At 48.4% G+C, this 26,390-nt stretch carries 31 protein-coding genes and 1 riboswitch; all 31 genes read left to right on the plus strand.

Annotated features, from left to right (window positions below; all coding sequences use genetic code 11):
* Positions 1-5 precede the first annotated feature (5 nt).
* The gene (locus WKT10_RS13575) at positions 6-425 is read left to right on the plus strand and encodes a nuclear transport factor 2 family protein (RefSeq protein WP_340277764.1); all 420 of its coding nucleotides are present in this window, start codon (positions 6-8) and stop codon (positions 423-425) included.
* 465 nt (positions 426-890) lie between these two features.
* A complete protein-coding gene (locus WKT10_RS13580; protein WP_178276278.1) occupies positions 891-1,229 on the plus strand; it encodes a BspA family leucine-rich repeat surface protein in 339 nt (112 codons plus the stop codon).
* A gap of 403 nt (positions 1,230-1,632) precedes the next feature.
* On the plus strand, positions 1,633-1,866 hold the full coding sequence (locus tag WKT10_RS13585; RefSeq protein WP_340277767.1) for a cytochrome D ubiquinol oxidase subunit II: 234 nt from the start codon (positions 1,633-1,635) through the stop codon (positions 1,864-1,866).
* A 13-nt stretch (positions 1,867-1,879) separates the two neighbouring features.
* A complete protein-coding gene (locus WKT10_RS13590) occupies positions 1,880-2,422 on the plus strand; it encodes a hypothetical protein (protein ID WP_337433505.1) in 543 nt (180 codons plus the stop codon).
* Between the two features lie 16 nt (positions 2,423-2,438).
* Complete coding sequence (locus WKT10_RS13595) at positions 2,439-2,942, plus strand: DUF2004 domain-containing protein (RefSeq protein ID WP_340277769.1); 504 nt, start codon at positions 2,439-2,441, stop codon at positions 2,940-2,942.
* A complete protein-coding gene (locus WKT10_RS13600; protein WP_340277771.1) occupies positions 2,932-3,531 on the plus strand; it encodes a hypothetical protein in 600 nt (199 codons plus the stop codon). Before WKT10_RS13595 ends, WKT10_RS13600 begins: the two co-directional genes overlap by 11 nt.
* Before the next feature lie 22 nt (positions 3,532-3,553).
* Complete coding sequence (locus tag WKT10_RS13605; protein WP_340277773.1) at positions 3,554-4,189, plus strand: hypothetical protein; 636 nt, start codon at positions 3,554-3,556, stop codon at positions 4,187-4,189.
* 26 nt (positions 4,190-4,215) lie between these two features.
* On the plus strand, positions 4,216-4,770 hold the full coding sequence (locus tag WKT10_RS13610) for an SUKH-3 domain-containing protein (RefSeq protein ID WP_340277774.1): 555 nt from the start codon (positions 4,216-4,218) through the stop codon (positions 4,768-4,770).
* Positions 4,767-5,762, plus strand: a complete 996-nt coding sequence (locus WKT10_RS13615) for a DKNYY domain-containing protein (protein ID WP_340277776.1) — start codon at positions 4,767-4,769, stop codon at positions 5,760-5,762. The genes WKT10_RS13610 and WKT10_RS13615 overlap by 4 nt, the downstream gene beginning before the upstream one ends.
* A gap of 25 nt (positions 5,763-5,787) precedes the next feature.
* Positions 5,788-6,333 (plus strand): hypothetical protein, encoded by a 546-nt coding sequence (locus tag WKT10_RS13620; RefSeq protein ID WP_340277778.1) that lies wholly within the window; start codon positions 5,788-5,790, stop codon positions 6,331-6,333.
* Positions 6,334-6,349: 16 nt separating this feature from the next.
* On the plus strand, positions 6,350-6,676 hold the full coding sequence (locus tag WKT10_RS13625) for a DUF5713 family protein (protein WP_337434028.1): 327 nt from the start codon (positions 6,350-6,352) through the stop codon (positions 6,674-6,676).
* A gap of 5 nt (positions 6,677-6,681) precedes the next feature.
* On the plus strand, positions 6,682-7,629 hold the full coding sequence (locus tag WKT10_RS13630) for a DUF4241 domain-containing protein (RefSeq protein ID WP_340277780.1): 948 nt from the start codon (positions 6,682-6,684) through the stop codon (positions 7,627-7,629).
* 11 nt (positions 7,630-7,640) lie between these two features.
* Positions 7,641-8,600 (plus strand): NTF2 fold immunity protein, encoded by a 960-nt coding sequence (locus WKT10_RS13635; RefSeq protein ID WP_066549717.1) that lies wholly within the window; start codon positions 7,641-7,643, stop codon positions 8,598-8,600.
* Between the two features lie 8 nt (positions 8,601-8,608).
* On the plus strand, positions 8,609-8,845 hold the full coding sequence (locus WKT10_RS13640; protein ID WP_066549712.1) for a hypothetical protein: 237 nt from the start codon (positions 8,609-8,611) through the stop codon (positions 8,843-8,845).
* A gap of 15 nt (positions 8,846-8,860) precedes the next feature.
* Entirely contained in the window at positions 8,861-10,342 is a 1,482-nt protein-coding gene (locus tag WKT10_RS13645) for a hypothetical protein (protein ID WP_340277783.1), read from the plus strand.
* A 12-nt stretch (positions 10,343-10,354) separates the two neighbouring features.
* Positions 10,355-10,954 carry a hypothetical protein gene (locus tag WKT10_RS13650; RefSeq protein WP_066549707.1) on the plus strand — a complete coding sequence of 200 codons (600 nt, stop codon included), beginning with the start codon at positions 10,355-10,357 and terminating at the stop codon, positions 10,952-10,954.
* Between the two features lie 10 nt (positions 10,955-10,964).
* On the plus strand, positions 10,965-11,114 hold the full coding sequence (locus WKT10_RS13655; protein WP_242963018.1) for a hypothetical protein: 150 nt from the start codon (positions 10,965-10,967) through the stop codon (positions 11,112-11,114).
* Positions 11,111-11,386 (plus strand): DUF6881 domain-containing protein, encoded by a 276-nt coding sequence (locus WKT10_RS13660; RefSeq protein WP_066549704.1) that lies wholly within the window; start codon positions 11,111-11,113, stop codon positions 11,384-11,386. Before WKT10_RS13655 ends, WKT10_RS13660 begins: the two co-directional genes overlap by 4 nt.
* 37 nt (positions 11,387-11,423) lie before the next feature.
* The gene (locus WKT10_RS13665) at positions 11,424-12,113 is read left to right on the plus strand and encodes a hypothetical protein (protein ID WP_066549702.1); all 690 of its coding nucleotides are present in this window, start codon (positions 11,424-11,426) and stop codon (positions 12,111-12,113) included.
* A gap of 9 nt (positions 12,114-12,122) precedes the next feature.
* A complete protein-coding gene (locus tag WKT10_RS13670) occupies positions 12,123-13,760 on the plus strand; it encodes a hypothetical protein (protein ID WP_340277787.1) in 1,638 nt (545 codons plus the stop codon).
* Between the two features lie 42 nt (positions 13,761-13,802).
* On the plus strand, positions 13,803-14,273 hold the full coding sequence (locus tag WKT10_RS13675) for a DUF4259 domain-containing protein (protein WP_340277789.1): 471 nt from the start codon (positions 13,803-13,805) through the stop codon (positions 14,271-14,273).
* A 3-nt stretch (positions 14,274-14,276) separates the two neighbouring features.
* Positions 14,277-19,796, plus strand: a complete 5,520-nt coding sequence (locus WKT10_RS13680; protein ID WP_340277791.1) for an immunity protein Imm33 domain-containing protein — start codon at positions 14,277-14,279, stop codon at positions 19,794-19,796.
* A gap of 15 nt (positions 19,797-19,811) precedes the next feature.
* On the plus strand, positions 19,812-20,675 hold the full coding sequence (locus WKT10_RS13685; protein ID WP_340277792.1) for a CbrC family protein: 864 nt from the start codon (positions 19,812-19,814) through the stop codon (positions 20,673-20,675).
* 9 nt (positions 20,676-20,684) lie between these two features.
* Positions 20,685-21,236, plus strand: a complete 552-nt coding sequence (locus tag WKT10_RS13690; protein WP_296038027.1) for a DUF4304 domain-containing protein — start codon at positions 20,685-20,687, stop codon at positions 21,234-21,236.
* 37 nt (positions 21,237-21,273) lie between these two features.
* Complete coding sequence (locus WKT10_RS13695; protein ID WP_066549685.1) at positions 21,274-21,777, plus strand: glutathione reductase; 504 nt, start codon at positions 21,274-21,276, stop codon at positions 21,775-21,777.
* 24 nt (positions 21,778-21,801) lie between these two features.
* Positions 21,802-21,930 carry a hypothetical protein gene (locus WKT10_RS13700; RefSeq protein WP_278284615.1) on the plus strand — a complete coding sequence of 43 codons (129 nt, stop codon included), beginning with the start codon at positions 21,802-21,804 and terminating at the stop codon, positions 21,928-21,930.
* 107 nt (positions 21,931-22,037) lie between these two features.
* Positions 22,038-22,152, plus strand: a riboswitch (FMN riboswitch).
* Positions 22,153-22,287: 135 nt separating this feature from the next.
* On the plus strand, positions 22,288-23,388 hold the full coding sequence (gene ribD / locus WKT10_RS13705; protein WP_156346753.1) for a bifunctional diaminohydroxyphosphoribosylaminopyrimidine deaminase/5-amino-6-(5-phosphoribosylamino)uracil reductase RibD: 1,101 nt from the start codon (positions 22,288-22,290) through the stop codon (positions 23,386-23,388).
* Positions 23,373-24,008: a riboflavin synthase gene (gene ribE, locus WKT10_RS13710; protein ID WP_120090913.1), complete on the plus strand. Its 636-nt coding sequence runs from the start codon at positions 23,373-23,375 to the stop codon at positions 24,006-24,008. The genes ribD and ribE overlap by 16 nt, the downstream gene beginning before the upstream one ends.
* Positions 24,009-24,027: 19 nt before the next feature.
* A complete protein-coding gene (locus WKT10_RS13715; protein ID WP_120090997.1) occupies positions 24,028-25,233 on the plus strand; it encodes a bifunctional 3,4-dihydroxy-2-butanone-4-phosphate synthase/GTP cyclohydrolase II in 1,206 nt (401 codons plus the stop codon).
* Positions 25,234-25,701: a 6,7-dimethyl-8-ribityllumazine synthase gene (gene ribH / locus WKT10_RS13720; RefSeq protein ID WP_120090915.1), complete on the plus strand. Its 468-nt coding sequence runs from the start codon at positions 25,234-25,236 to the stop codon at positions 25,699-25,701.
* A gap of 377 nt (positions 25,702-26,078) precedes the next feature.
* A partial coding sequence (locus WKT10_RS13725; RefSeq protein ID WP_340277801.1) for a helix-turn-helix domain-containing protein occupies positions 26,079-26,390 on the plus strand: 312 nt, incomplete at its 3' end.

A 26,390-nucleotide genomic window follows, 5' to 3' on the forward strand; every position in this document is an offset into this window, starting at 1 on the left:
GAATTGTGAATGAAAGGGAAAAAATTATTCATTTATGGTTTGAAATGTGGCTTACAAAACAGGATTTAGGTATTGACAATATTTTTGCAGAAGATGTAATTTATATTGAAAGCTGGGGAACCCAATATGCTAATCGTCAACTCGTAAAACACTGGTTTCAGGAATGGAATACTCGTGGTAAAGTTGTTGTTTGGGAAATAAAACAATTTTTCCACAAAGAAAACCAGACGATTGTGGAATGGTATTTTAAAAATGAAATGAACAATGGGCGTATAGAGGAATTTGATGGTATTTCGTTGGTGGAATGGACAGCGGATAATAAAATAAAATCATTGAAAGAGTTCGGCTGCAATTTGAATAACTATAATCCTTATGAGCATAGCACCCAACCTGAATTTAGGGACGAAAAAACAAGTTGGTTCTAATATCGGGAATAAATAGTTCTCTTTATGAGGAGATATGAAATGGTTAAGATTCAAAGGAGAAATATAGATGGCAATTTCAAGTATAAGTGCGATTATCAACGATGATATTCATAAAGTTTGGGATATTGTTTTTGCTGTTGATAAATATAGTATGTGGCGAAGCGATTTATCGGAATAAGATTGTAGGCCACAACATTATAAATACGCCCGAACTGACATTTGATATAAATGAAGCCGATTTTGTTATTTCACAGTATGAAGATTTATTTAAGGTACTGAGTTTTCAAAATAAAAGATATGCAGGAAGTGACTGATTTGAATAATGAAAAGGCAAACTTTATTACAATATTTTTGGATGCTTTATTACCACAACATTAGATTTGAAATAAATATATTTACGAGGTGGATGTTTGATAAAAGTATAAAAGATGGAAATTGCAGTCTGGAATAATCCGGGCTGCTTTTTTGTGGAGCGAAATGATTGTTACCCTAAAACCAATAAATATAGGAGCATTAGCAGATTGGGATACTGGGAATGTAACCGATATGAGTTCTATGTTTGATGGATGCTCATCTTTAACGGATTTGAACGCTCTAATAAACTGGGATACTAGTGCTGTAAATAATATGAAAGCAATGTTCAATGGAATTAGTCAGCTTACAGATACATCAGCGTTGAATGACTGGGATATTTTAAATACATCCAATTTTACCAATATGTTCTTAAATTGTCCTTCCCATCCAGAATTTACCAAACGCCCAGGCACATGGGATGGTAATGGAACTTTTATTCCAAGTGCTTAACCGAATCAAATACAATAATCTTTTTACAGGGAGCAGTATAACATGAGCTGCTCTCTGTTTTTTTAGGAAGGAAAAGTGGATAAGGAAAGTGAAAAAGTAAGAAAAAGTTTTACAATAAAAATCGTTTATGATAGAATAAAAAGATAAAAATACACATATAAGAGAGGTTTTGCCCATGGATCAGTCATGGAAACAGCCCCCAATTATTTATAATAGATATAAAAAGCTAATAGTGTCTGTAGAAGAAGCCATATCTAATCTTGGATGGGGATTTCCTCTTGCGGTCTTTTTATGCCTTGTACCAAACTGTTATTATTTATAATGACGGTATGGAACGAGGCTTTTTTGTTATATTGAAAGAAATGAAGCATGTTTTGAGGTGTTTTTATAAGGGGAGAGCGAAATGGATCATGAGAAGATAATGACTTTTTTACAAGATCATTGGTATATTGCCTCGGTGTTCATTGGAGCCGTGATTTTAATTGGAGCGATCCGCAACTGGAACTGGCTCTGCGACCCCAATGGTACGCGGGATGCCTATCGCCACAGCAGAGGATACCGGCGTGTGGTTTTCTTCCTGCTGGGCGTCCTCCTGATTGTGGTAAGTATCTGGGAATTTGTGCTGAAATTGAAGTAGGAGGAGAAAGACTATGATGACTGAGAAATATCCCACCTGGCTCATCGGCCATGTGAAAGAATGGGCGGAGAAGCGTTTGCCTACCGTGACACTCTGTTCCACCACCGGCAATGAACTGCTGGAGGTTTGGTATTACGGAGATCTGCTCACGGCGAAAGGAGAGCCCCAATCCTATATTGTAGATGGCGATGTGGCTCCCGGACTGGTGGCAGCCCGTGACCCGGAAAACGGAGAGGAGTTCGTCATCTTTGACGGTGGACGGCATGGCTACGACAATATGTTCTGCGATGAACATGATCCATCTGAGCTGGAGCACCGTCCCCTCAAACGGTATGAGATCCCTGCCTCCAAACTGGTGCTGGAGCTGGGTTACAGTATCGACTATGAAGACGAAAAAGAGGACTTCGAACCGGATGAAGCGGATACCGTGGAACTGCTCAATGGTGAACGGATGCCGTGGGAACAGGTCAAGCGGGACGGCATCGACTATATCGCCCTTTACTATGTGAACGAGAAAGGAAAACCAGTTCAGATACTGGACGCGGAACTGGCATGAGTAAGGAGGCGCAGAGATGAAACTGAACTGTAAACGCATAGATTTTACATATACACCCGGTGAGGAAATCTTTACTTTTCCCAAAAACACGGGACTGCCCTTTATCTTCGATGTAGAGGAAGAACTGACCGGCGATCCTGCTGCCATGGATGCAGTGGGAGAAATGCTGGATGAGGCGGAAAAACTGGCAGAAAAGGCTAAATCCGCCATCAAAGCGGCGCTGGCGGACGAGGACAGCCGCTACCATAGCGTTGTGACATTTTTTATGGAGTTCCACCGAGACGATGTAGGCCCGGATATTGCGGCGGAACTCTTTCTGGGAACCGATCCATCCAAGCTATCCTTTGCCGAGATGGTAGACTTTTTGAAGCTCAAGCGGTTCGGCAGCCTGGTGGATGACGAGATGGATCAGCAAGTTTTCATTCTGGACCTGTCCTTCAATCCGGAGATTACTGACGAACTGATGGTGATCTACTTTGATTTGAACAAGGAGATTTTCTGTATCACCCATGAGAGCTGAGGAACGAAAAAGAGAAAAATATCTGCCCACGCTTCTGATCCAGCAGATCCGCTTGCAATGGTATAAAGACTGTCGGGGCGGAAACGCCGCCGCACAACGGAACCAGTATCCCAGAGCGATGCTGCTGCCGAAAGACTTTTTCTCTTACTATTCCTTTGGCCTGCCTACACACTTTGTATCTATTTTACAGAGACCCGATGGATTTCAGATCAATAAGGATTGTCGCAGGCTGATGGAATGGAAGCCGAATGGCACAGTGCGACTTCACCCTTTTGAACTGATTCAGCAGGAGCCCGGAATCCGGGTGCGTTACCGCTATGATTGGCATATTGGTGCGATGCCGGAGCGATATACCTATAATAAGACCGGGCAAAAACAGCCCCTCAATGAGCTGGCACTGGATTTGATTCCTGGTGATTATGGTCGGGCTGTCTGCAATGGTCGGTTCCGGGACTGGGATACAGGAATCTGGTATTATGTACTGGATATTTTAAATGTGATGCCGCTTACAGAACCCACTGACTCATTGACCAGTTTTACGGACAGAGAGCCTAATAAGATATATACCCAGATTGACCGACTGTGGTGACGAAAGACAGGAGGATAACCACATGATTTCCACAAAAGATTTATCTGGCCTTCCCAATGCGGAGCGCCTGAAAAAATTCTGCAAAGGGCTGGCGGCTCTGGACATCATCATGGTGGAGGAGGAATGGAGCTTCATCCGCCACTATACCTACAACCCTGCATGGCGAAAAGGAAAGGAGGCATTCTTTGCCACCGATGGTAGCGACCAGAGTATGATTGTCCTATTCGCGCCCGAAGGCTGCGTGATTAACGGCGTGGATTCTGAACTCTACGACTGGGAGGACAAACTTCCCCGTGTCGAAGACCTGACGAATGGAATGCCCCCTGCTTTGCAAAAGCTTATGAGTAGCCGTGAGGTCAAAAAGATGAAAAGCACCTTCTGCGTCTGGACGGAAGATGGAATCACCTGGCACTGCAATCCCATGGACGGCGAGGACACATCCAAGGATCTGCTCTCCATGATTGATGGCAATCCACAGACCTATGTGGAGTATGGAAAGTGGTTTTACCCAGCAGACCTGCCTTTGGAGGCTGTGCGCCAGCTTGCTGATGGGGTGCCGGTAACAAAAGAACTGGTCGCTGCGTTGAACTCCAAGCGCAATGAATGGGAAGAAATCAAGGTGGGGCTGGACAAGATCGGGTATCCAAATGAACTTTGATTCGCAGCAGGCAGGAGGTGGATTGAATGATTAAAGAACGCATCCCTATCTCTGGCGATCTGGGCAGCAAGGTCAAGCAGCTGATGGAGTACGCCGGATGGTACGAAGGCCGCAGTGTGGATATTTCCACCCCAGAGCAGTATTACGCCGATCATGGTGTCCCGATGATGAAGACCACCCAGCGGTTTTACCGCAAGTATTTCGGCCTGTGCTGTGAGTGGTACTTGGCGCAGAAAAAGCTGAAATGGGCGGCTGACTTTGAGTTTGCTCTGTTCCCTTACCTGGTCAACGGGATCAAAAACCATTTGGAAGAAACCTATTTCCGGGATATGTCCGGCTGTGAGCTGGCGGAGATCGAACAGGCTGCCGGTCAGAAGTGCCAGCCCATCGGTCACATCGGCTACTACTACCCGGCAGAGGTCTGGATCTCGGAGTACGGGAAACTGTATGCGAAATATGAGTATCAGGACGAGATCGAGTGCTTCCCCGATGCGTTTGCCCTAATCGAACGGGAACTGCGGCAGTGCAAATTTGATTCCGCTGCCATGAAAACTGTGGGGGCACTGGACGGAAAACTATGAAACGGGATTTTACGATTTGGCGCAATCAAATATTGCAGAATCCGCGGGACATTTTACCGCTAAAATTTGGAATGTCGCAGGATGAGGTCATAGAGATCTTCGGGAAGCCCGATGCCGTTTCCACCATGAGAAGCGGCGGAAAGCCTTTGATACTCAAATATTGTGACATTGAACTGCATTTCGATAGAAAATCCCCTCATGGGCTTTACTTAGTTTACAGCGATGATGAGATCGAGTTGAGCATCACAGCCGAGCACGAAGAAACGCTGCAACCAATTACCAACACAGAGCCAGTGGACAACGAATTTTTCCTTCGGGATGGAGCCGTCTATTTCTCCGGCCTATATGAAAACGGCTTGTTGAAGGGTGTTGCGCCCAAAGACTTCTGCTGCTGGCATTACTGGGGCAAATCCTCTACGGCCTGCTTTCTTGGTGGGATTCGCCTTCATGGAGCAGACCCGGCATCGTTTCGGGTGTTAAACTATGCCTATGCCATGGACAAAACAGCCGTCTACACCACCAGCGGGAGAATCCCAGATGCAGAGCTGGCAGCATTCCAGGTGTTGGACAACGGCCAGAACGATTCGGGTGCGCCCCAGGGATATGCAAAGGACAGCCGGCAGGTCTACTTCCACAACGGAGACGGCAAGGTAAAGATCATCAAGGGCGCGGAAGTTTCCTCTTTCCGCTCCTTGGGCGATACCTATTTTGCCAGGGATGAACAACGGATCTATGCCTACGGCAAACAGCTTCCCAAAGCAGAGCTGACTTCTTGGGAACTGCTTGGGCACTGGTATTCCCGCGATGCCAAGCGGGTGTATTACCTCAACCGGGAGATTAAGGGGGCGGATCGGGACAGTTTCACAGTCTGCACTCCTGTGGACGCGGCTCTGCTTGTAGATCATCTGGCCCGTGACAAAGACCATTTTTACCAAAATGATGAGATGATGGAAGAAACGCTGTGGCTGGAACAGCTGCGCAAAATGACCTAAGAACCGTAAACGGAGGAAAACGGCTATGGACTATTTGAAGATATTGCATGAAAACCCTGATTTGGCGGATGAACTTGATTCGATGTTTGACTTCTTCCTGCTGGATGAGTTGTCCCCACGGGATGACGCAGAAGGCCGATGCACTTTTTCCCTGCCCGGTATGGCCTTTGCCAGAGATGGCTCCGGCGGAGAATACCACCTGTTGGAAGATGGCTCCATTGGATATTACAGCAGCGAAGGGGAGGCAGGCCGTCTGGCCGAGAGCATGGATGATCTCTTTTCCCTGCTTGTGAGCTGTATCTGCTGGCACGACTGCTGTGACACAAAGCAGTATGTGGATTCCAAGACATTGGAGGAGTATGGGCAGAGGCAGCGCAACTGCAACTTGGAAGATATGGATATGGACAGCTTGCGGCGGTTGTCTGATGCCCTCGGCATCCCTACCGGTGAGCCGCTGGCTCCGGTTCTGGAGCGGTTCCGCAAAGCAACCCAGCGTGAGCCTCTGTATCAGTGTATATTTCACGAGGACGACGGAAGCCTGACCGAATCATACGGTTTGATGTTTGAATGAGAAAGGAGAAATCACGATGAAAGCATTTGACCCCAATTACAAACTGCTGGACGAGATGTATCAAGACAATTACTATCCTGCTTTTTTGGTAGACAAGGTAAAGGACGAGCTTCAGAAGGTCATCGACCTGCTGGAGAACGGCGAAACCGATACCGAAGTGGTGCAGGAAACGCTGGATAAGGCAGTCTGCGGCATCAATGATCTACAGGAGGTGTTTGACGAGCACGACAGCGAGATCGAAACGGTGGCACGGGAATGTATCGCGGCAACCGTGGCCTACATTCTGGAGTGGTTCAATATCCCTATTGACACCGAGGAGGCCATCCGGGAACGGGACTGGTGATCCCTATGGCAGAAAAAGAACTGGTCGTTTGTGATGAGTGCGGCAGCCTGTTTTTCAAAGGCTCCTCACAGATGATGGGGCTATGCCCGGAATGTGCCCATATTCTCTATGGCTACCCGAATTGTGCCCATCATTTTCATGATGGTCGGTGTGTGAACTGCTACTGGGACGGCTCAAAGAGTGTGTACATCAAGAAACAGAATCAACAGGAGGAAACTGATATGCCTATAACTGAATGGCTGAATAAATACGAAGCAATCGAGAACAAACTGACCTGTAAAGATGACTTGGAGGCCCATTTCACAGAGAAAGTGATTGGGAACATGGCGGTGGATGTACTGGACATCGGTGCCGTCCATTTCCCCACCGGGCAGATCTTCGCCTGCGATCCGCTGGTGGAGCTGGAGGACACTCTGCCTTTCCTTCAAATGATCCCCTCCGGAACTTATCCCGTGAAAATCTGCGTGGTGCCCAGCGAACAATACGGCGACCGCTATGCCTGCGTCAAGGTGGAGGTTTCTCAGGAAAAGCCTGTCCGCTATGAGCTGGGCATGGTTGGCAACGAGAATCTGGATGCGGCACTGGGAGATGATGACTACTTCGGTTTCGGCGTAGATGCCGGGATGGGGTGTATTGCGGACCTCCAGACCCAGGTGGCCTTCAAGACATACTGGGCCAAGCGGCTGGAGGAAGATCCGGACATTGACCCCTATAACGACCTGTTCTGCGACTTACTGGAGGAAAACGCCCAAGCCCACCCCAAATATCAGGGGGACTGCGGCGACTGGCTCAACTGGACGGTGCCGGACACGGACTGCAATCTGCCCATCTTCGCTTCCGGCTGGGGTGACGGCTACTATCCCGTCTACTTCGGCTACGACGCCAAGGGCGAAGTCTGCGCCGTGTATGTGCGGTTCATTGACATTGAAGCCAGTTATAAGGAGCAGGAATAAGGAGGTACATCATGGAATTACCAAAACGGGCGCGGACAGCGGACTGGGAAAACGGCGTTCTGACCTTGGACGGAGAAAAGAAATTTGAAATTCCGGAACTGACTATGGAACTCATGGAGCGGCTGGCCGGTTACACCCTGGTGGGCTTCCATGTGAAAGATTATCCGGCGACGGATGAACTGCTTATACCCTTTGCCGGACATAAAAGTATGGCTAACTTCGGCGTAGAGAACGGCTCCCTCACTGACGCCTGTTTCCCCATCTTTGACCCCATGCCCAAACTTCGCTATCTGCTGTTGGACGGCAATTCTGCCATTCACGGCAGCGGCCTGTCCGCCTTGCACGGCAGCAAGCTGGACCTTTTGACCCTTAATCGGACCGGGCTGGACGACGCCGGTCTGCTCCAGGCGGCCTCCATCCCCAAGCTCTCCCATATCCAGATCGACCATACCGCCGTTACCTATAATGGCCTGCTGGCCATCGCTGGCAACAACCGCATTGAGCCGGTGGCCCATGTGCAATTCACCAAGGAGCAGATGGAACACTTCTCCCAGCTCCAGCGAGAAAAGGCCAAAAAGCCCGTCCATCTGGATGAGCAGGCGGCGGAGGAATGCCGCAGTGTGTTGTCCGCTTTCTTTGCCGAGATGACAGAATGGGAGCGGTATATGGAGCAGGCCGGGTTTGAGGATGCCGAGGCTGTACCCCGCCTGCTGGCGATCTGGGAGAAGTATGTGAGTGAAAAGCCCCGTATGGGCTTCCGGCCCCTGGGCCTTTCGTACAGCGCCCAGGGCACCTACAACGGGGAAGAATTCCTTGACGCAGAGCAGATCACCAAAAACAAGCTCTACATCTACACCAAAGAGAAAACCACCGACTTTGACCGCCGCTTTCTTATGAAGCGCGTGGGCGAAGGCTGGAAGATTGATGCGGTGCAGGAGCGGCTGAACGGTTGGCAGCGCACGGGATTGTGAGGCATCACATGGCTTGGGAATATGAAACCTTTGGCCCAGACGGCCAATGCAAATTGTTCGGCGTAAATATCTTTGACTACCACTGGCAAACCACTGGCAAGCGGGTAAAAGTCCAAGATCCTGCCTATCACCAAAACCATACCTTTGAGGTCTGGAAGGTGGAAATCGATGGGCAGATCCACCGCTTTGCCGCCGGAGAGTTCTCCAACTGCGTGTGGGGATTTTATTTAGAGAAAGACGGATGAAAGGAGCGTGAACCCATGAAAGCCAGCGCCGGAGAGGTCTATACCGTTTACAATCAATATCTGAAACGCTACACTGCCTGCCAGGTGGCCTACGTTGCGCCGCCGGACTCGGTGAGCAAGGAGCCCTGGGCGGTGATCCTCTCTCTGGATTGGGTAGGCGACGCCCCTTTGACTGCGGAGGAACTGCCTCATCTCCGCCTGCTCTACATAGATTTCATGTACTGGTCCCGTGACCTTCATCTGCTGCGGGTGCCGATGGAGGTCACGCCCCAGTACACGCTGGTGGGTACCCTGCCACCCTTCACCGACCAGCCCTGCCGCTCCTACGGCGGCTGGAGTGACGGCTATGATGTGTATCTCCAGATCCGGTGGCAGGCCATCCCGGAGGAGCGGCGGCGGGCCTTCAAGGAGGCCGCGGAGAGCGACGGGGTGACGGAGATCGGCGGTATCCCGGTGAAGGTCAGCAGCCATCGGATCATGGACCAGTACGAGCCATTCGACTCGGCGCTGGAACTGGCGGCGCTGCCCTGCCTCTCCGACCTCAACTGCCAGCGGTGGCACCCGGATCTGCTGGAATTTCTGAGGGGGAATCCCTTTATCAGTGAGCTAACCCTGCTGAACCACGGTCAGAGGACACTTGATCTGCGGGGCACCAGCATCAGAAAGCTAATGCTGGACATGACCGGACTGGAGGAACTGTGGCTGGGTGAGGATACAGAGCAGCTCCTATTTCAGAACAAGGGGCCGGACGATTGTACCATCCATGCCCCCGAAGATGGCAGCGGTTTGACCCTCCAATTTATCGGGGAATACCGCCCGCACACGGAACTGCCAAACCTTTGGGGGCTGCATGGCATCCAGCTGAAGGACTTTGATCTGACCGCCCTTGTTGACGCCCATCCTCACTTAAAGGAGCTGCGGCTCTGGGGTGCGCCGGGAAACCTTGGGAACTTCTCCGCCGTGCAAGAGTTCCGGGAACTGACGAACCTCTCCACCTTTGATCTGTTCGGCTACGGGGCGGACGACATCCCCACCCCGGAGCAGATGCCGGAACTTCGCTGGTTCTGGATGACCAGCCTGTCGGAAGATACGGCAAAAGCGACAAAGCAGCTCTGGAAAGGCAAGCCGGGAATGGACCTGCGGATCACCAAGCCCCGGAAACCAGAGTGGCTGGCGCAAAACCTGGACAATCCCTTCCGAGGCTGGGACGGCGCGGAGCATATCCCTGCCGCCGCCGCAAAAAAGGCAGCCAGTCAATACCGCAAGACCCGTTCCCAGCTGGTGAAGCTGGCTGCCCAGTCGGACGAGGATGCCCAGGCCCAGGCGCTGGATGCCGTGGCCGCCTACACCCAGACTTTCAACAAGATGGGCTTTATCGAAACCGTGGAGCGGGACGAGATCTACATGGCTCTGCGGGATATTCTGGATGCTCTGCCAGACAGCACGCTTCAAAAAGAAGCCCTGATTGAGAAGTTTGAGGAACTTCGGGATTTTTGAGGATATGAGTTTATGAGCCGAATTGTTGATGAACCCTACTTTACATACAGTGCATACGACGCTCTCACCTCCGGCATTCAGGTGAAATGCCCCAAGTGTCATGGCACGGGCGTGGTGACCGCGGATGAGGATAACGCCTATTTCCGCTGCCTGAGCTGCGGCCATCAGGTGGCCCGTGACCGGACGATCTACCGCTATGATGTCCATAACCAGTGCAAAAACTGCGGCAGGTACTACCGGGTGGATATTGAAGATGAGGAAAGGCAGCACTTTTCCGTTCTCCATGTGGCCTGCCCCTATTGTGGGACAATCATGCCGGGAGAAGTCCATAAAACAGCGGAGGCGTTTTCATATATTGGCGAAATCAGGGATGGACGAGAACCTTATTTCGGGTTGGAACTATGGTTTTTGACTTCATTTCAGGGAAAACCTGTATGGGCACTCAACCGAGAACATCTTGCCTATCTGATCGGCTATCTCAGCGCCGACCTGCGGGAAAAGCCGCCGGGAAGAGCGAAAATGACCCAGGCCGACCATCTCCCCACCTTTATGAAAACCGCAAAGAACCGGGAGCGGATCGTGAAGCTGCTGAAGAAGCTGCAAGAGAAATGAGGAAAACAATATGGCACTACAAGATAAGAAAATCATGCCTCCCCCTTGGCTGGCCCACCGGGAGATCGAGCGATACTCCATTGGCTGGCGCATGGGCCATGGGGAGGATTACATATACCGAGACAGGGTGGCATTGGTTCAAATGAGGGAAATGGAATGATCGAGTACATCAAACTCTTTTGGGAGGATGCGCCGGAGGGAGAGCCGTCGGTAATCCTCTATGAAGTTGATACCGAAAATGAGCGGCTGGCCCTCCGCTCCATAGACATCTCTGCGGATGGCCGCACCCGCAACATACCTGACCTTTACGATGGAGCTATTGAAATTACGCCCATCCCCACCGTGGAGGAATTAAACGCCCATATCTGGGGCGAGGAGTTCCACGCCTGCGTCATAGAGAAAGCGGAATTTGAGGCCATCTGGGAAAGCTGATTTTATAGCGGAGCGTTTTGAAAAGCGAGGAATGACAATGGTTGAGATCAATCGCGTCTGGCTCAATGTGGATACAGACACCAACAAAATCACACTATTCGACCGTCCCCGTGTATCCATCCGTGTGGATGAGTACATTTGGAGTTTGATCGAAGAACATATCGTGAAGCCCCATAAGCTCATGCTCAGCGAAAAGCATAGGTATCTGCTGAAAATTTCGTTTCACCGATTTGATCCGGTGCGGCACCGATATTATCCGCTTTCCCCGTACAACGGGCCGCTTCGGGAAGGCGTCAAGTCGGACAGCGCAAACGGATGGTATCCCCGTGAGGATTTTGCAGACGCCGAGGAACGCACCACCTGGTTCTCTCCCGACAAAATCTGGACAAACTGCGGCAACAAGGTTCTGGATGTCAATATTGACGCTGCCAATGTAAGCGAGAGCATCACCCCCAGAGAATACGCAGACTTGCTGTTCGATGGGATTGGAGCAGCATTGGTGTTTAACTTCAAAAGGCTCAAGCGCGAGGAGTTTGATGGTCTGAAACCCAAGATCGACTGGAGCATGGTAGAAAGCTTCCCCTTCCCTGCATCCTTTGAGGAGCAGCAGTACATTGGGGACGAGGGCAAAATTCATGTGTATTCCTGGGATGGCCAACAGGAAACAACCCTTGTAGGTCCTTATTCTGTGCGGGAGTTATATCTGGACCATTTCGGAAAATCGTGAGGTAAGCGTATGGCAAAGGACATCAGGGAGTGCCTGCTGGAGCAGGCAAGAAAATTTCATCAGTGGCAGGAAATCACTTATCCCGGAAAAACCACCGAGGAGATTGGCGGTGAGTGGGAGGTCGATTACCCTGCGTGGAATGATATATTTGATGCCTTTTGCCATGTGTTGACCCAAATGGATGCAGAAATGGCAGACAGCTTTCTGCTGGATGAGATGGTCTATTTAATTGCCAGAGCCAACGAAGCGGAGGGATTTATACAGGAAACCACTTCCCATCCCAAATGGTTTGAGTGCCTCTGCCGCAGGGCCGCAGCCTCCAATGAGAATGAGGCCAAGTGGCAGTTTGCCGCCTATCTGCCGGAATGCTCATGTAGTCAGAAAGTCAGGGATATAATTCTGGATTTCGCAAAGGACCCCAATGAATATGTGAGCCGTCGGGCGCTTTTGGCGATGCCCGCTCTGCGTCCTGACTGTGTGGAACAGTTCGCTCCGCTGTTTTGGGAACGCAACTGTTACTCTCCTGAACTTCAGGAATACCAGCGGATCGCCGTTCTGGTCTCGCTGGATGCCATCCATTCCGACCTGCTTCCACAATACTTGGAACGGGCCAAGCAGGATGGTCGGAGCTATCTGCTGGAACACGCAAAACGAATCGAAGGAGGACTTTCCATGAACGAAAAACTGTCCCGTCCCCAATTCAATCAAATGGATACCACCGAGAAGCAGGCGCTGATGGAAAGCCTGGCTGCTCGTTATACTATGACCTTTCTCGGTCTACATACCTTTGACCACTGGGGCCAGAGCTGCACCACCGGCATCTTCGAGAAAGATGGTCGGGAGTTCGTCTTTGTCCCCGGCGATACCGTCACCCTGGGCTGGGAGCAGTTTGCCGTGGGACTGAATCAGGAGAGCCGGGAGGAATTGGAGTATCTGTTCCAGGAATGGGAAATGGAGCAGGACCCGACAGAACTCATTGGAGAGAGTATGGCTCCCGTTCGGCAGGCGGCCATTGACCCCATGCTGGTGGGCCGGGAACTGGAGGAAATTAACTGGGAGCCAGTCAAAATGGACGATCCCAGGCTGACTGCCCACCCTGACTGGCTGAAGGAATTCCGTGATTTTGCTTGGAGTGACAGCTGCAGTCTTACCTTGCATCAGTCGGCCCGCATAGAACGGACAGAAGATGGATTTCATACCTGGATCTATCACTGCACAGACTACGATGCACTTCTTGCCGGGCTGGAAAAGCAGGGGCTTTCGCTGCCCACAGCGGACGAGTGGGCCTACCTGTGCGGCGGCGGATGTCGGACCCTGTTCCCATGGGGAGATGGGTTAGACTACTCCATGCGTCTACGCTGGTTTGAGGACATGGATGAGGATGAGAACCGGCCCTATGATATGGAGGAACCCAACTTCTTCGGCCTGTCCATCGCCTACGATCCCTATATGCGGGAAGTGGTGCAGTCTGATAGACTTACCACCTGCGGCGGTGACGGCGGGTGCAATATCTGCGGCGGGCTGGGCCCATTTCTCGGTTTCCTACCCTGTTCGCCCCACTGTAAGCCGGAAGTGCAGGAGGACAAGGAACTAAACGGAGATTATGACTTCTACCGGCCCATTATCCGGGTGGAGAACCATGATTGACAATAGAAGCTTGATACGAAATAAAGAAAGAGAGGTGCCGACATGGGAGCATGGGGTATAAAAGCATTAGAGCGTGACAAAGGGCTGGATGTACTGGACATCCTCAAAAATGAATATGTACCGGAGCATCCGGTAATGGATCTGGGCGAGATGATTGAACTGATGAAAGAGGAAGTCATGCTGGGATCTGACTTTTCACAAATCGACTTCCTCTTTGACAATACTGCGATGGCTCTGGCGGAGCTGTATTTCCAATGGAAGGATAACGGCAAGCTGGACTACGATCATGAAGAAGCTATATGGGATAAAGTCACCGGTTTCACAGCATACAAAGAAGCCATTGCCTTCCTGCTGCGGCAGCTCACCGACATCAAAAACGAGGTGCCGGACGAGGACGGCATCCGTGAGATTGTGGATCTTTGGAAGAACGAGGATAGCGGTGAGATCGCTCCTGCGTGGTTGGAACACTTGAATCAGCTCATTGATCGACTGGATTCAGAACAGGAGGCGTGACAGATGTATATCAAAAAATACTGGGGCAACTTTATTGGCGGCTCGGATGACAGCCTGAACCTTGTGGCATTTTTGGAGGACCAGAAGCAAGAGGAGATCCCCCTCAGCGAGATTTTCGCCAAGATCGGTCTGGACAAGCAGAACTGGGACTTTCGCCAAACCGTGGAGTATCTGGAGTTCACCCACTCCAATGGCGTGGAGATGGACTTCCACTTCGCCAGTGATGTGGTCACCGATTTGGCCGCCATTCTGCTGGAGTGCAGCGTCAGCGGCAGTGTAAACCTTCAGGATCTGGACGAGTACAACACCCCCGCCCGCCGTATCCGCATCACTGCTACGCCGGAGGAGTACGACGCCATGAATAAGGCCATGGCGGACTTTGTCCAAGATCCCCTGTCCTATGACATCAGTGAGATGATGGGTAAGGATGAGATCACAGATATGGCTTATCAGGTGGAGATGCTGCGGAAAGAGCTGTACGAATCCCCCGGCCGTAACCGGAACTACCATGTAAAGGCGGAAGATGTGAAACATCTGCTCCCTGACTGGGAGGGCGCCGATGGCTGCATCGCCACCAACCGCATCACGGTAGAGGGCTGCAAGGTGGGCTACTGCTACCGGGAGGAGCCGGACGGCGGCTGGGACAGCGGCTGGCGCTTTACCGCCGGTGACGAGAGCGAGGCGTACATGGACGCCCCCAACAATGCCGGGATTTACAAACTGAATACGATCTGCAACGACGATCCCGACATCATTCCTCTGCTGCATACACTCGCTCCCTGTGCCTTTGAGCGGGATGAGAATGGTGTGTTTCAGCAGATCAAAGACTGGAAACCGGATGAGGACGAGGAGGAGACTGATATGGACATTTTGAAGCAGTGCCAGAAGTGGCATGAGGAGAGCAAACAACATAAAATTATTGATGCGCTGGAGGCCATCCCCGCCGAGGAGCGTACCCCTGAGATGGACAGCGAGTTGGCCCGCGCCTATAACAATCTGGCAGACCCACATAAGCCAACTTGCAAAGAAATGCTCAAAAAGGCCCTCGCTCTGCTAAAGCCCCATGAGGAATACTTCGAGGACGACTATTACTGGAACTTCCGCATGGGTTACTCTTACTTTTATCTGGATCAAGAGGGCCGGGCTCTGCGATACTTTGAAAAGGCATTGGAGGCCCGCCCTGGTGACGAGGACACCATGGAGCTGATCGACTGGTGCAGGAAGGGCATTTCCCTGCCGCAGTTCTCGGAGTGCTTCCGAGAGCGGACAGAGAACTGGTGGGAAACCTTTGCCGAAATGGAAGCAGAATTGCGCCAGATGATGGACGAGGACAAGGATCACATCCGTGGTGCGGAGATCGTGGCCCAAATGGAGGAAACCCTGAATCTGGTTTTTGATGAGATCTCCTTTGAACTGGGCGTGGGCGGCGAAAAGCATGAGCTGATCCTCACCCCGGAGGGCGACAAAGTCAAATTGTTCGAACTGGTCTATTTCCAGAAACACGCTCCCAAGAAGGTGTTGGAGCACTGGAATATCCTGGTGGGCCGTCAGCCCCTCCAGAATATCGGCCTGCGCACAGAGGATGGCTGGGAGATTTCCGGAGAGGATGTGCAGATCTGGCTGGAGGAGCAGGGTGAAAACAGCTTCGCCATCTCCGCCTACTGCGAAAAGCTGCTGCCTATGCTCAGGGAGGAGGAAGGCCGGGCTTGGTGGCTGCTCACCACCCTTACCGACCAGGTGCTGGGTGAGATCCCCCACATGAGATATATAGACAGCTTTGATGTGCTGGTGGAACCCAAGGCGGAGCCGTCCATTCTTATGTCTCAACTTCCTGATGCTCTGAAGGATCGGGGCCTGGAACTCTCCACCGATCCGGCAGCCTATCTGGACAGTTACATTGGCTACAAAATGGAACCCAACAAGGACCCTGATACCGACTGGCGGCTGGATGTAATTGCTGGTTCCACTAACTGTGTGCCGCTCATCAACGGCTATCTGAATGCCGACAATGATTTTATGGACGATCTCCATGCTGACGGCGCGGTGGCGGGCTTTTTCTGCTATCCCCTGGATACCCTGCGAGAGAAGGAAGGCAGTCAGAAAATCTTCGACTTCCGGGACAAGCTGGAGGAATTGTTTACCATCGGGGACGGTTCGGAAGTGCTTACTCTCACCGGCGGGGCCAGCGGCCTCTACTGCGGCTATGTGGACTTCATCGCCTGGGACATCCGAGAGGCACTGAACATGGCAAAAGAGTTCTTTGAAGGCACGGACATCCCATGGGCCATCTTCCATACCTTCCGCCGTGAAGCAGGATCTGTGCCCCTAAAACAACAAGATGATGGGCCAGAAACTGAGAATCAGGATGACGAGTTGAACGAAACGTTGAATGGTATAGACTATATCCCTTACACCCCGCAAAACGAGGAGGCATTCTTTACACAGCTGGAGCAGTGGAACGACGAGGACGAGTACACCCGCTGCATCCAGGCACTGAATGCCATCCCGGAGGACGGTCGGAACTACCGCATTTCCTACGCGCTGGCGAGGGCACTGGAAAACTACGCCATTATCGGCGATCACGATGAGGGAACCCCCAACTACAAAGGGGATAAGGCTCTGCTTCGCGCCATTGAGGTGCTGGAGTCCGTCAGAGAAGAAGGAGAGGACAAGGCGGAGTGGAATATGCGGATGGCCTACGGCTATCAGTATCTCCACGGCCAGGAGCAAAAAGCTATCCACTATGCCCAGCGGTGGGCAGAACTGGACCCAGAGGATGAAAATGCCACAGCGGTAATCCGGGAATGTAAGGCGGAGATTCGGAAATACCAGCACAGCAGGAACAAGAAGGTAAAATTCGTGCCTGGCGATACCCCTTTCGAGGACTTCGACCTTACCAACTTTTGGGATGATAATTGGTATGCACTAAAAGAGTATGTCAGTGATCTGCCTTCCGATGAACTGATCGCCAGCGTGGAGGAGGAACTGGGCTACAAGCTGCCTGCCTCCTACATCTGGCTGATGAAGCAGCACAACGGCGGCATCCCGGTGAATACCTGCTATCCCTGCGATGAGCCGACCAGTTGGGCGGAAGATCATGTGGCCATTACAGGAATTTTGGGTATTGGACGGGAAAAGAGATATTCCCTGTGTGGGGAATTGGGCAGCCAGTTTATGATCGATGAGTGGGAATATCCCGCTATCGGTGTGGCCATTTGTGACTGTCCCAGCGCCGGACACGATATGATCTTCCTGGACTACCGGACCTGCGGCCCCCAGGGAGAGCCTGCGGTGGTCCATGTGGATCAGGAGAACGACTACAAGATGACCCATCTGGCAGACAGCTTTGAGGAATTTATTTGTGGACTGGAGCATGAATCCCTCTATGATCCAGATGAAGAGGCAGGGGATCTTGACGAAGAGGATGACGCCGACGAGGAGGAAACTGACTGTAAGGGTTCCTTTGCCGGGTCTGTGCTCCTGTCCAAAGCGGAGTGGGACAAGGAACAGTTTATCCGGGATCTGAGGGAAGAATGGGGCATTGTGGATGAAGGATCAGATGGGGCAGATGAAGATGATGAGAACAGCAGCGATGCTGTGGTAATGCAAGTTGGCGGCATGATGCTGGTTGCGACACTCTTTCCTGGTCACATCCCGGATAGCGAAGCAGAGATTAACGCCGAAAATAACTATATGTGGCCAGAAGCCGTAGAAGCGGCTAAAGCGCACAAGGCCCATATCATGGTGGCAGTACTTGGCGAGGAGGAAAAACTGCTGGAACGGGGCAAGCTGTTTACTAAGGCAATGGCAGTGTGCTGTAAGCAGAAATATGTTACCGGCGTTTTTACCAGCGGTGTGGTGTTTGAACCCCGATTCTACGAGGGCTTCGCCAATATGATGAAAGAGGACGAACTGCCCATCTTCAACTGGGTCTGGTTCGGCCTGTACCGGAGCGAGGGCGGATTGAACGGCTACACTTACGGCATGGATGTGTTCGGTAAGGAGGAGATGGAGGTGCTGAACACCGACGCCGAGCCGGAGGATCTGCGGGACTTTTTGGCAAGCCTTGCCTCCTATGTGCTGGCGTGTGATGTGACGCTGAAAGATGGTGAGACCATCGGATTTTCGGCAGACGATAAGCATACCATTACCCGCAGTGCTGGTGTTTCTCTGCCAGAGGAGCAGATGACTTTGAAAATCGGATGGGAACCGTTGGATAGCGAGTCAGATGATAGTAGTGATGACGACTATGTGGTGGAAATGGATGATGCCAACGGGCATCTGGAAACCATTGAGGAAAAGGCTCTTCCAGTGGATGAGATCAACGCCTACAACCACATGGCCATTTACCTGCGCTGGTGCATGGAGCATGACCTGATGGATAAGAAATTCCTTGTGGAGTACGGAGAGGTAGTAGAAAAGGTCAAGGCTGATCCTGACAGCGTGGGTCTAAGGGAATTTATCCGAGATGAACTGGATGGTCAGCTGGTCGGCCCGCTATTCAACAAAATTGGCCGAGCATTTGCTTCCTACTACTATGGGGAGCCGGATAGTCCCTATTTCCCAAGTGACATTGACAACTACGCAATCAGCGTCATCGGGCAGGAACGCAATTACTCTGAGGAGATTCAAGACGAAGCCTATCTGTTCATTCCTTTTGACGAGGATTATTATCAGGCTATGGCAGAGGTAATTGGAGAGCGATTTGAAAACTGGAAAGGACAGAACTTTGATGAGGATACCCTGGAGCCTTCCGAGGTGGCCCAGGCTATTATGGAATATTTGGACTGCGAATGTACTTATTTTCCCGCTATGGCAGATGATGACCCCATTATGGCTGCGTATAGCTACGCTAAGCGGGACAGTTTCCATGATGGCTTTGTTCCTATCCTTATTCGAGCGGATGATGAAACATTGTTGGAGTGTCTGGTAATGAACGCTGACCCGGATCATGATGTGGACTGCTATGAATTTGACCTCAAAACGGTAGAGGAGTATCGAAAGAAGATGATAGAAGCGCCTGTAAAGGATGGGAAGGCCGTTCTGGAAGAATTGACTGGTCAGCGTAAGGAAGAAGCTGAGGACGATGACATGAATTGGGAGGAGAAAGTTCTGGGCGAGATGAAGGATGGTTATGAAAACTGCCGCTTTTCCAGCTACTGGGATTCAGATTGTCACATGACTTATCCCCTTATTCTGGCTAAAATTCCGGTAAAGAACCCTTGGGAGCTCTTCGCCTATCTACCCTTTGGAAACTGGAATGAGTGTCCGGATACGCCGGAGCTGATGGCAGTGGCAAAATACTGGTTTGAGCAGTATGGCGCCATCCCTGCTGCTATGAGCCACGATGAGTTGGAATTCCTACTCCCGACCCCTGTTCCCAAGGAGAAGGCAATGGAAGTTGCTACAGAACAATATGGTTTCTGCCCGGATATCGTGAACCAGGAGCAGGATGCCCCCACTGTGGGCAATCTGGCGGATGTCCTGTGGCAGTCTACTGCCTGGTATTTCTGGTGGGATTGATGGGAGATTGTGAACATGAACGAATACCTGAAGCAATATATTGAACTACAAAAGCAATTTCGGGAGACAGAAGGAAATCCAGACAGTGTCCGCGCTCTCTATGCTTTCAAGGAGAAACTGGAGCAATCGGAAGACAAGCAGACAAAGGCGGTGCTGGTGGATGTATATGATCTGCTGGACTTTAAGAAGGATGCTTATGAATTGCTCCGCCAAATTGGAAATCGCTCGAATAAAAAAATGCTCAAGCGGTTGGGAGTCTTGAAAGACTATGCGGAAAACTGGGGCAACCACTACGCCATTCCTAAGCCAAAAATGCTGGAGGAAAAGCAGAAAGAGAAGGAGTGGCAGGCCAAACTGGGCCTGCCCACCTTCCGGTATCACCCGAACCCTTTGGAAACTGGCGCTTTTGAGGAGTCCACAACAGGTGTTGTCTGTGATTGCTGTGGCAAGGAGACTCATATTTTTTATACCAATCCGTTTTTTTCCGTGGAGGATATTGCATATCTGTGCCCAGAGTGCATCGCCAACGGCGAAGCAGCCCGGAAATATGATGGTAGTTTTCAAGATGATTTCTCTCTGGATGATGGTGTAGACGATCTGGAAAAACTGGACGAGCTGATCCACCGCACCCCCGGCTACTCCGGCTGGCAGCAGGAATATTGGCGAGCTCACTGCGGCGACTACTGTGCCTTTTTGGGCTATGTGGGTGCCAGAGAACTGCGGGCACTGGGTGTGCTGGAGGAGGTGCTGGACGATCCCATGTGGGACGAGGAGCAGAAAAATATGATCCGGGAATCCGTCAATGGCGGGCACCTGCAATGCTATCTGTTCCAGTGCCTCCAATGCGGAAAGCACCTGGTCTGGATGGATTTTGATTGAGGTGGCAACATGGAGAAGAAGGATTTTCCCAAGGGAACCAAGCACCGCGAGATCTTCGTCTATACCTGTGAGCGGATCGCGGAGCCTTTGATCCCGCTGGGCTACAAATACCGCAAGAGCAAAAATGACATCTACAAAAAAGACGGCATCTTTGTGTTCTCCTTTTACTTTTCCCCCTCCATCCGCTTTGGCTCCACCACTTTTACTGCTTTCTTCGATGTGAGTTCCCCGGTAATTGCCAAGTGGCGCAGTGAGCAGGAAGGGACGGAGAAAACCTATGATGGTATCGTGGGCACCTCCATCGCCCGGCTGACCCGCCGGTATGATGACTTCCCCCGCTATGAGGTATCTACTCTGCTGGAGCGGGAACGCTCTATCCAGGAGATTTCCGGGCAGATCCAAGACTATGCACTACCGTTCTTTGCCCGGTTTTCGAATCTGCCCAAGTTGCTGGACGATGTGGAACAGGAAGGGTTCTTCCCACATCGGAAGGGGGTCGATGTCCCTAAGCGGAATCGGGAGTTCATCGAATGCTTCCGGGAGTATCTCAAAAAGACATAATAAATTACAGTAAGAAAACAAAACGGAGGAAATCGGTATGGAAGAAATCAGAAAGTTTTTATCGGAACATGAGGAACATCAGGACGAATTTTGGGAAAGCGATGCTCTGATCTGGGTGGACTGGAGAGATTTTGATGAATCTATCATCGAATACTTCAATAAAAAACTGCCTGATGAAGATAAAATTCAGTTTGAATGTGTGGAAACAGAAAAAGAACGCGGTGTTGATATTTTTATGAAAAAGAATGGTGTCAGCGCACCGATCCCCTACGCAGATGATTGTACCGACCGTGACACTACGCTGAGAAGTATTCAGGAGTATCTGTCGCCGCAGTATCAGCTCCGCTGGTATATGGGCTCGCTCGGTAGCGATACCCTTGCTTTCTGTATTTATCCCACTTCAGAATGGGAGCAGATAGAGCAGGAATTTGGCACAGAAAAAGTTTCCTACTACTTTGCACCGGTGCAGGCAAACAGTGTCATGTTCGAAATGGATATGAATGAAGTTTTTGCTTTGCTGGAGCAAAGAGGAGACGCGTAAGATTAACTTTCAGGAGGAATCACCATGTCACAGATTGCATCCTTTTATCTTCTCAAAGACGGTCAGCGGCAGAAACTGTCCAACGGCGATTGCTCCGGCGTGGTCTATATGGCTATCTGGGACTGGGGAGTTTCCCAAACAAAAGGATATTAAGAAATAACCTGTGTTTACCTGCTTGCAAATTATTGTATTTGACGAATGAGAAAAAACTTTCTATTGACAGAAATAATGTCAAATATTATAATTGTCTGTAATTGAATAACTATCTTCAGGGCAGGGTGCAATTCCCTACCGGTGGTACAGCCCACGAGCCGAAAGGCATGATTTGGTGAAATTCCAAAGCCGACAGTATAGTCTGGATGAAAGAAGATGAAAGTATATTTATGCTTTTTTGCGTGCTCTGAAATGATTTCGTATCGTTTCGGAGCATTTTATTTAATCGCATAAATCCTCTTTTGCATGTCTTGGATAGCTTTTATTCAAGGCATGTATTTTTTTGGAGGTGTAAAAATGAGCGATGCAGAATACATGAAATTAGCAATAGAATTGGCAAAAAAAGGTGCTGGCTATGTCAATCCTAATCCTATGGTTGGAGCAGTAATTGTAAAAGATAATCGGATTATAGGACAGGGATACCATGAAACTTTTGGTGGAATGCATGCTGAAAGAAATGCACTTAAAAATTGCAGGGAATCACCTATAGGATCAACACTTTATGTAACACTTGAACCATGCTGTCATTATGGAAAGACACCACCTTGTACAGAAATAATTATTGCCAGTGGCATTACAAGAGTAGTCGTTGGAACTTTAGACTGTAATCCTATTGTGTCTGGAAAAGGTGTAAAAATACTTGAGAAAAACAATATTCAAGTTGATGTGGGCATTTTAGAAAAAGAGTGCCAGCAGTTAATCAAAGTTTTTAGAAAATATGTTACAAAGCACATTCCCTATGTTTTTATGAAATATGCAATGACACTAGACGGAAAGATAGCAACTTATACAAATCAATCAAAATGGGTAAGTGGAGAAGAAGCGAGAAAACAGGTACATCAACTTCGGCATAAGGTTACTGCAATCATGGTAGGAGTCAATACTGTTATTCAAGATAATCCTTTACTGACATGCCGATTAGAGAATGGAAAAAATCCTATCCGTATCGTATGTGATACAAATTTAAGAACACCCATTACATCAAAAATTATAAAAACAGCGAATGATATTAAGACTTATATTGCTACTTCTTCTAGTGATGAAAGTAAGATAGGTCTTTATAGAAAATACGGTTGTGAAATTATTCATACAAAGAAAAAAGGTAATCATATTGACTTAATGAATTTAATGCAATGTTTAGGAAATATGCAGATAGATAGCCTGCTTTTAGAGGGCGGAAGTGCAATGAATTGGAGTGCTCTTGAACAACAAATTGTCGATGAGGTGCAAGTCTATATAGCACCCAAAATATTTGGTGGGAGTGCAAAAAGTCCTGTAAGCGGGCAAGGGGTTGCTTTTCCTGATGATGCCGTTATGCTTAAACCGTATGCTTTTTCTCAAGTAGGAAATGATTATCTCATAGAAAGTGAAGTGATTTATTCATGTTTACAGGAATAATAGAGGAAATCGGTAAAATAGAAAAAATACAGAAAGATATTTGTAACTGTAAACTATCCATTAAGGCTTCAAAAATATTAGAAGATATACATTTAGGGGATAGCATAGCAGTAAATGGCATTTGCCTTACAGTTACTTGTTTTAATCGCCAGTCTTTCACAGTTGATGTGATGAATGAAACATGGAATAGAACAGCTCTTAGTCTATTAAAACATGGAAGTTGTGTGAATTTAGAAAGAGCTATACCTATGAATGGCAGGTTGGGCGGTCATATTGTTACAGGGCATATTGATGGAACAGGCAGAATATCTTCTGTGCGTAGAGAGAAAAATGCTATGTGGTATCAAATCAATACGAAAAGAGAAATCTTAAATTTAATTGTCGAAAAAGGCTCGATTGCTATTGACGGTATTAGTCTTACTGTCGCAAAAGTATCGAAAACAGACTTTTTAGTATCCGTTATCCCACATACTTTAGAGCAAACAGTTCTCAAGGATAAACAAATTGGGAATATGGTTAATCTTGAAAATGATATATTAGGTAAATATGTGCAGAAACTCATAGACAACAGCAATAAAACGGAGTTATCGAAAGAGTTATTATGCCAATATGGATTTTAACAGAAAGGATAAAGGAATAATGAAATATCAAAAAATAAAAGCGGCATTGCAGGCGTTACAAGAGGGAAAACTTGTTTTGGTTATGGATGATAAAGAGAGAGAAAATGAGGGAGATTTGATTTGTTCGGCACAATCGGCTACAACAGAAAATGTTAATTTCATGGCGACTTATGCAAAAGGCTTAATCTGTATGCCTATGAGTGAAAGTCTAGCTAACCAACTTATGCTTTCCCCTATGGTTGAAAATAATACAGATAACCATGAAACTGCCTTTACGGTTTCTATTGATTATAAGGATACTACAACAGGTATTTCTGCCGAAGAAAGAGGATTGACGGCTCGTATGTGTGTGGTTGAGAATATAAATCCCTTTGATTTTCGTAGACCGGGGCACATGTTTCCTCTGATTGCAAAAAATGGAGGTGTTCTGGAAAGGAACGGACATACGGAAGCAACTGTTGACTTATTGAGGTTGGCAGGATTAAAAGAATGTGGCTTATGCTGTGAAATCATGAATGAAAACGGGAAAATGATGAGAACACCTGATTTAATTCAATTTTCTCAAACACACCATATACCTACCCTCACAATTAAAGAATTACAGGAATATAGAAAAGTATATGATATACTTGTAGAATGTGTTTCGATTGTAGAAATGCCCACAAAATACGGAAAATTCAAAGCACATTGTTATATCAACAAACTGAATGGAGAACATCATATTGCATTGGTTATGGGAAATTTGGATAATGGAAACGATGTGTTATGTCGTGTTCACTCAGAGTGCTTAACAGGAGATGTTTTTGGTTCTTTACGCTGTGATTGCGGACAGCAGTTAGATAAAGCTATGAAAATGATTGCAGAAAATGGTTCAGGTGTATTGCTTTATATGCGACAAGAAGGACGAGGTATCGGACTTGTCAATAAACTAAAAGCCTATCATTTGCAGGATAACGGTATGGATACCCTTGACGCTAACCTTGCATTAGGATTTCAAGGCGATTTAAGAGAATATTATATTGGAGCACAGATTTTAAGAGATTTGGGAATAAAATCATTGCATTTACTTACAAATAATCCTGATAAAGTTTATCAGTTAGAAGATTATGGAATGAGAATTTCAAGCAGAGTACCGATTGAAATAGAAGCAAATCCTTATGATAGTTTTTATTTGAAAACAAAGAAAGACCGAATGGGGCACATTTTGAATATGGAGGAAAAATAAATGAATACTTTTGAAGGCAATTTAGTGGCAGAAAATATTAAAATAGGTATTGTTGTAGCAAGGTTTAATGAGTTTATAACTTCAAAGCTATTAGCAGGAGCATTAGACAATTTGAAAAGAGAAAATGTTAGCGAAAAGGATATAGAGGTGGCTTGGGTTCCGGGAGCATTTGAAATACCGTTGATAGCGTCTAAAATGGCAAAAAGTAAAAAATATGATGCGATTATTTGTTTAGGGGCAGTTATTCGAGGCAGTACAAGCCATTATGATTATGTGTGTAGTGAGGTATCAAAGGGAATTGCCCAAATCAGTTTAAATACCGAAATACCTGTTATGTTCGGTGTTCTTACGACAGATACGATTGAACAGGCGATAGAACGAGCTGGTAGTAAAGCAGGAAATAAAGGCTCTGAATGTGCACAAGGAGCTATTGAAATGGTAAATTTAATTCGTACATTAGAGGTATAATTTGATTGGTAGATTAAAAGTTAGAGCGAAAAAGCATAATAGGCGAAGTGATCCATTCGCGGTGGCTGTCGAAGACATAGAGCCACGCCAGCTTGCTGGCGAGGGAATGGTTCACTTCGTCTGTGAGCGAGCCTATGGCGAGCGATTATCAAGCCCCCGTTATCTAACAGGGGGGTACTATTACAAAAGACAAGAGAAAAAATAAATACAAAACTGCTGATATGCAACGATTTATAAGGTTATAAGAACTTATTTCACTTCACACCATATTCTTTTTACCCGACAGGTCTAAAACAGCATATCAATAGAAAATAAATATAAGATACAAGGTGTATGCTCCTATGAGTATATGCCTTTTTTGATTGGAGGAATGAAGCATGAATGATATAGAATTTATTGAAACATTAAAGCAAAAGAGAAATGCCTGTGATTATTCGCAATCACGACTGGCACAGGAATTGCAAATTAGCAGGCAGAACTTAAATGAAATTGAAAACGGAAAAACAAAAGCCAGCAAAGAAATGAAACATATACTTTTACATTATCTTGATTATTGTAATTGTACACAGCCTTTCACTTTAACGATTGACTATCTGCGTGTTCGTTTTCCTACCACAGACGCATTGGAAATTATAAAAAATGTACTGGCAATGAAAAGCGAATATTTTATACATGAAGATTACGGAATG

It is taken from the genome of Enterocloster sp. HCN-30185 (assembly GCF_037890305.1).
In the GTDB taxonomy this organism is placed as follows: domain Bacteria; phylum Bacillota; class Clostridia; order Lachnospirales; family Lachnospiraceae; genus Enterocloster.

What these genes read in the sequence shown, in the direction of transcription:
- WKT10_RS13585 (WP_340277767.1), top strand. Translation starts at nt 1,633, where the DNA reads ATGGATCATGAGAAGATAATGACTTTTTTACAAGATCATTGGTATATT.
- WKT10_RS13590 (WP_337433505.1), top strand. Translation starts at nt 1,880, where the DNA reads ATGATGACTGAGAAATATCCCACCTGGCTCATCGGCCATGTGAAAGAA.
- WKT10_RS13595 (WP_340277769.1), top strand. Translation starts at nt 2,439, where the DNA reads ATGAAACTGAACTGTAAACGCATAGATTTTACATATACACCCGGTGAG.
- WKT10_RS13600 (WP_340277771.1), top strand. Translation starts at nt 2,932, where the DNA reads ATGAGAGCTGAGGAACGAAAAAGAGAAAAATATCTGCCCACGCTTCTG.
- WKT10_RS13605 (WP_340277773.1), top strand. Translation starts at nt 3,554, where the DNA reads ATGATTTCCACAAAAGATTTATCTGGCCTTCCCAATGCGGAGCGCCTG.
- WKT10_RS13610 (WP_340277774.1), top strand. Translation starts at nt 4,216, where the DNA reads ATGATTAAAGAACGCATCCCTATCTCTGGCGATCTGGGCAGCAAGGTC.
- WKT10_RS13615 (WP_340277776.1), top strand. Translation starts at nt 4,767, where the DNA reads ATGAAACGGGATTTTACGATTTGGCGCAATCAAATATTGCAGAATCCG.
- WKT10_RS13620 (WP_340277778.1), top strand. Translation starts at nt 5,788, where the DNA reads ATGGACTATTTGAAGATATTGCATGAAAACCCTGATTTGGCGGATGAA.
- WKT10_RS13625 (WP_337434028.1), top strand. Translation starts at nt 6,350, where the DNA reads ATGAAAGCATTTGACCCCAATTACAAACTGCTGGACGAGATGTATCAA.
- WKT10_RS13630 (WP_340277780.1), top strand. Translation starts at nt 6,682, where the DNA reads ATGGCAGAAAAAGAACTGGTCGTTTGTGATGAGTGCGGCAGCCTGTTT.
- WKT10_RS13635 (WP_066549717.1), top strand. Translation starts at nt 7,641, where the DNA reads ATGGAATTACCAAAACGGGCGCGGACAGCGGACTGGGAAAACGGCGTT.
- WKT10_RS13640 (WP_066549712.1), top strand. Translation starts at nt 8,609, where the DNA reads ATGGCTTGGGAATATGAAACCTTTGGCCCAGACGGCCAATGCAAATTG.
- WKT10_RS13645 (WP_340277783.1), top strand. Translation starts at nt 8,861, where the DNA reads ATGAAAGCCAGCGCCGGAGAGGTCTATACCGTTTACAATCAATATCTG.
- WKT10_RS13650 (WP_066549707.1), top strand. Translation starts at nt 10,355, where the DNA reads ATGAGCCGAATTGTTGATGAACCCTACTTTACATACAGTGCATACGAC.
- WKT10_RS13655 (WP_242963018.1), top strand. Translation starts at nt 10,965, where the DNA reads ATGGCACTACAAGATAAGAAAATCATGCCTCCCCCTTGGCTGGCCCAC.
- WKT10_RS13660 (WP_066549704.1), top strand. Translation starts at nt 11,111, where the DNA reads ATGATCGAGTACATCAAACTCTTTTGGGAGGATGCGCCGGAGGGAGAG.
- WKT10_RS13665 (WP_066549702.1), top strand. Translation starts at nt 11,424, where the DNA reads ATGGTTGAGATCAATCGCGTCTGGCTCAATGTGGATACAGACACCAAC.
- WKT10_RS13670 (WP_340277787.1), top strand. Translation starts at nt 12,123, where the DNA reads ATGGCAAAGGACATCAGGGAGTGCCTGCTGGAGCAGGCAAGAAAATTT.
- WKT10_RS13675 (WP_340277789.1), top strand. Translation starts at nt 13,803, where the DNA reads ATGGGAGCATGGGGTATAAAAGCATTAGAGCGTGACAAAGGGCTGGAT.
- WKT10_RS13680 (WP_340277791.1), top strand. Translation starts at nt 14,277, where the DNA reads ATGTATATCAAAAAATACTGGGGCAACTTTATTGGCGGCTCGGATGAC.
- WKT10_RS13685 (WP_340277792.1), top strand. Translation starts at nt 19,812, where the DNA reads ATGAACGAATACCTGAAGCAATATATTGAACTACAAAAGCAATTTCGG.
- WKT10_RS13690 (WP_296038027.1), top strand. Translation starts at nt 20,685, where the DNA reads ATGGAGAAGAAGGATTTTCCCAAGGGAACCAAGCACCGCGAGATCTTC.
- WKT10_RS13695 (WP_066549685.1), top strand. Translation starts at nt 21,274, where the DNA reads ATGGAAGAAATCAGAAAGTTTTTATCGGAACATGAGGAACATCAGGAC.
- WKT10_RS13700 (WP_278284615.1), top strand. Translation starts at nt 21,802, where the DNA reads ATGTCACAGATTGCATCCTTTTATCTTCTCAAAGACGGTCAGCGGCAG.
- ribD (WP_156346753.1), top strand. Translation starts at nt 22,288, where the DNA reads ATGAGCGATGCAGAATACATGAAATTAGCAATAGAATTGGCAAAAAAA.
- ribE (WP_120090913.1), top strand. Translation starts at nt 23,373, where the DNA reads ATGTTTACAGGAATAATAGAGGAAATCGGTAAAATAGAAAAAATACAG.
- WKT10_RS13715 (WP_120090997.1), top strand. Translation starts at nt 24,028, where the DNA reads ATGAAATATCAAAAAATAAAAGCGGCATTGCAGGCGTTACAAGAGGGA.
- ribH (WP_120090915.1), top strand. Translation starts at nt 25,234, where the DNA reads ATGAATACTTTTGAAGGCAATTTAGTGGCAGAAAATATTAAAATAGGT.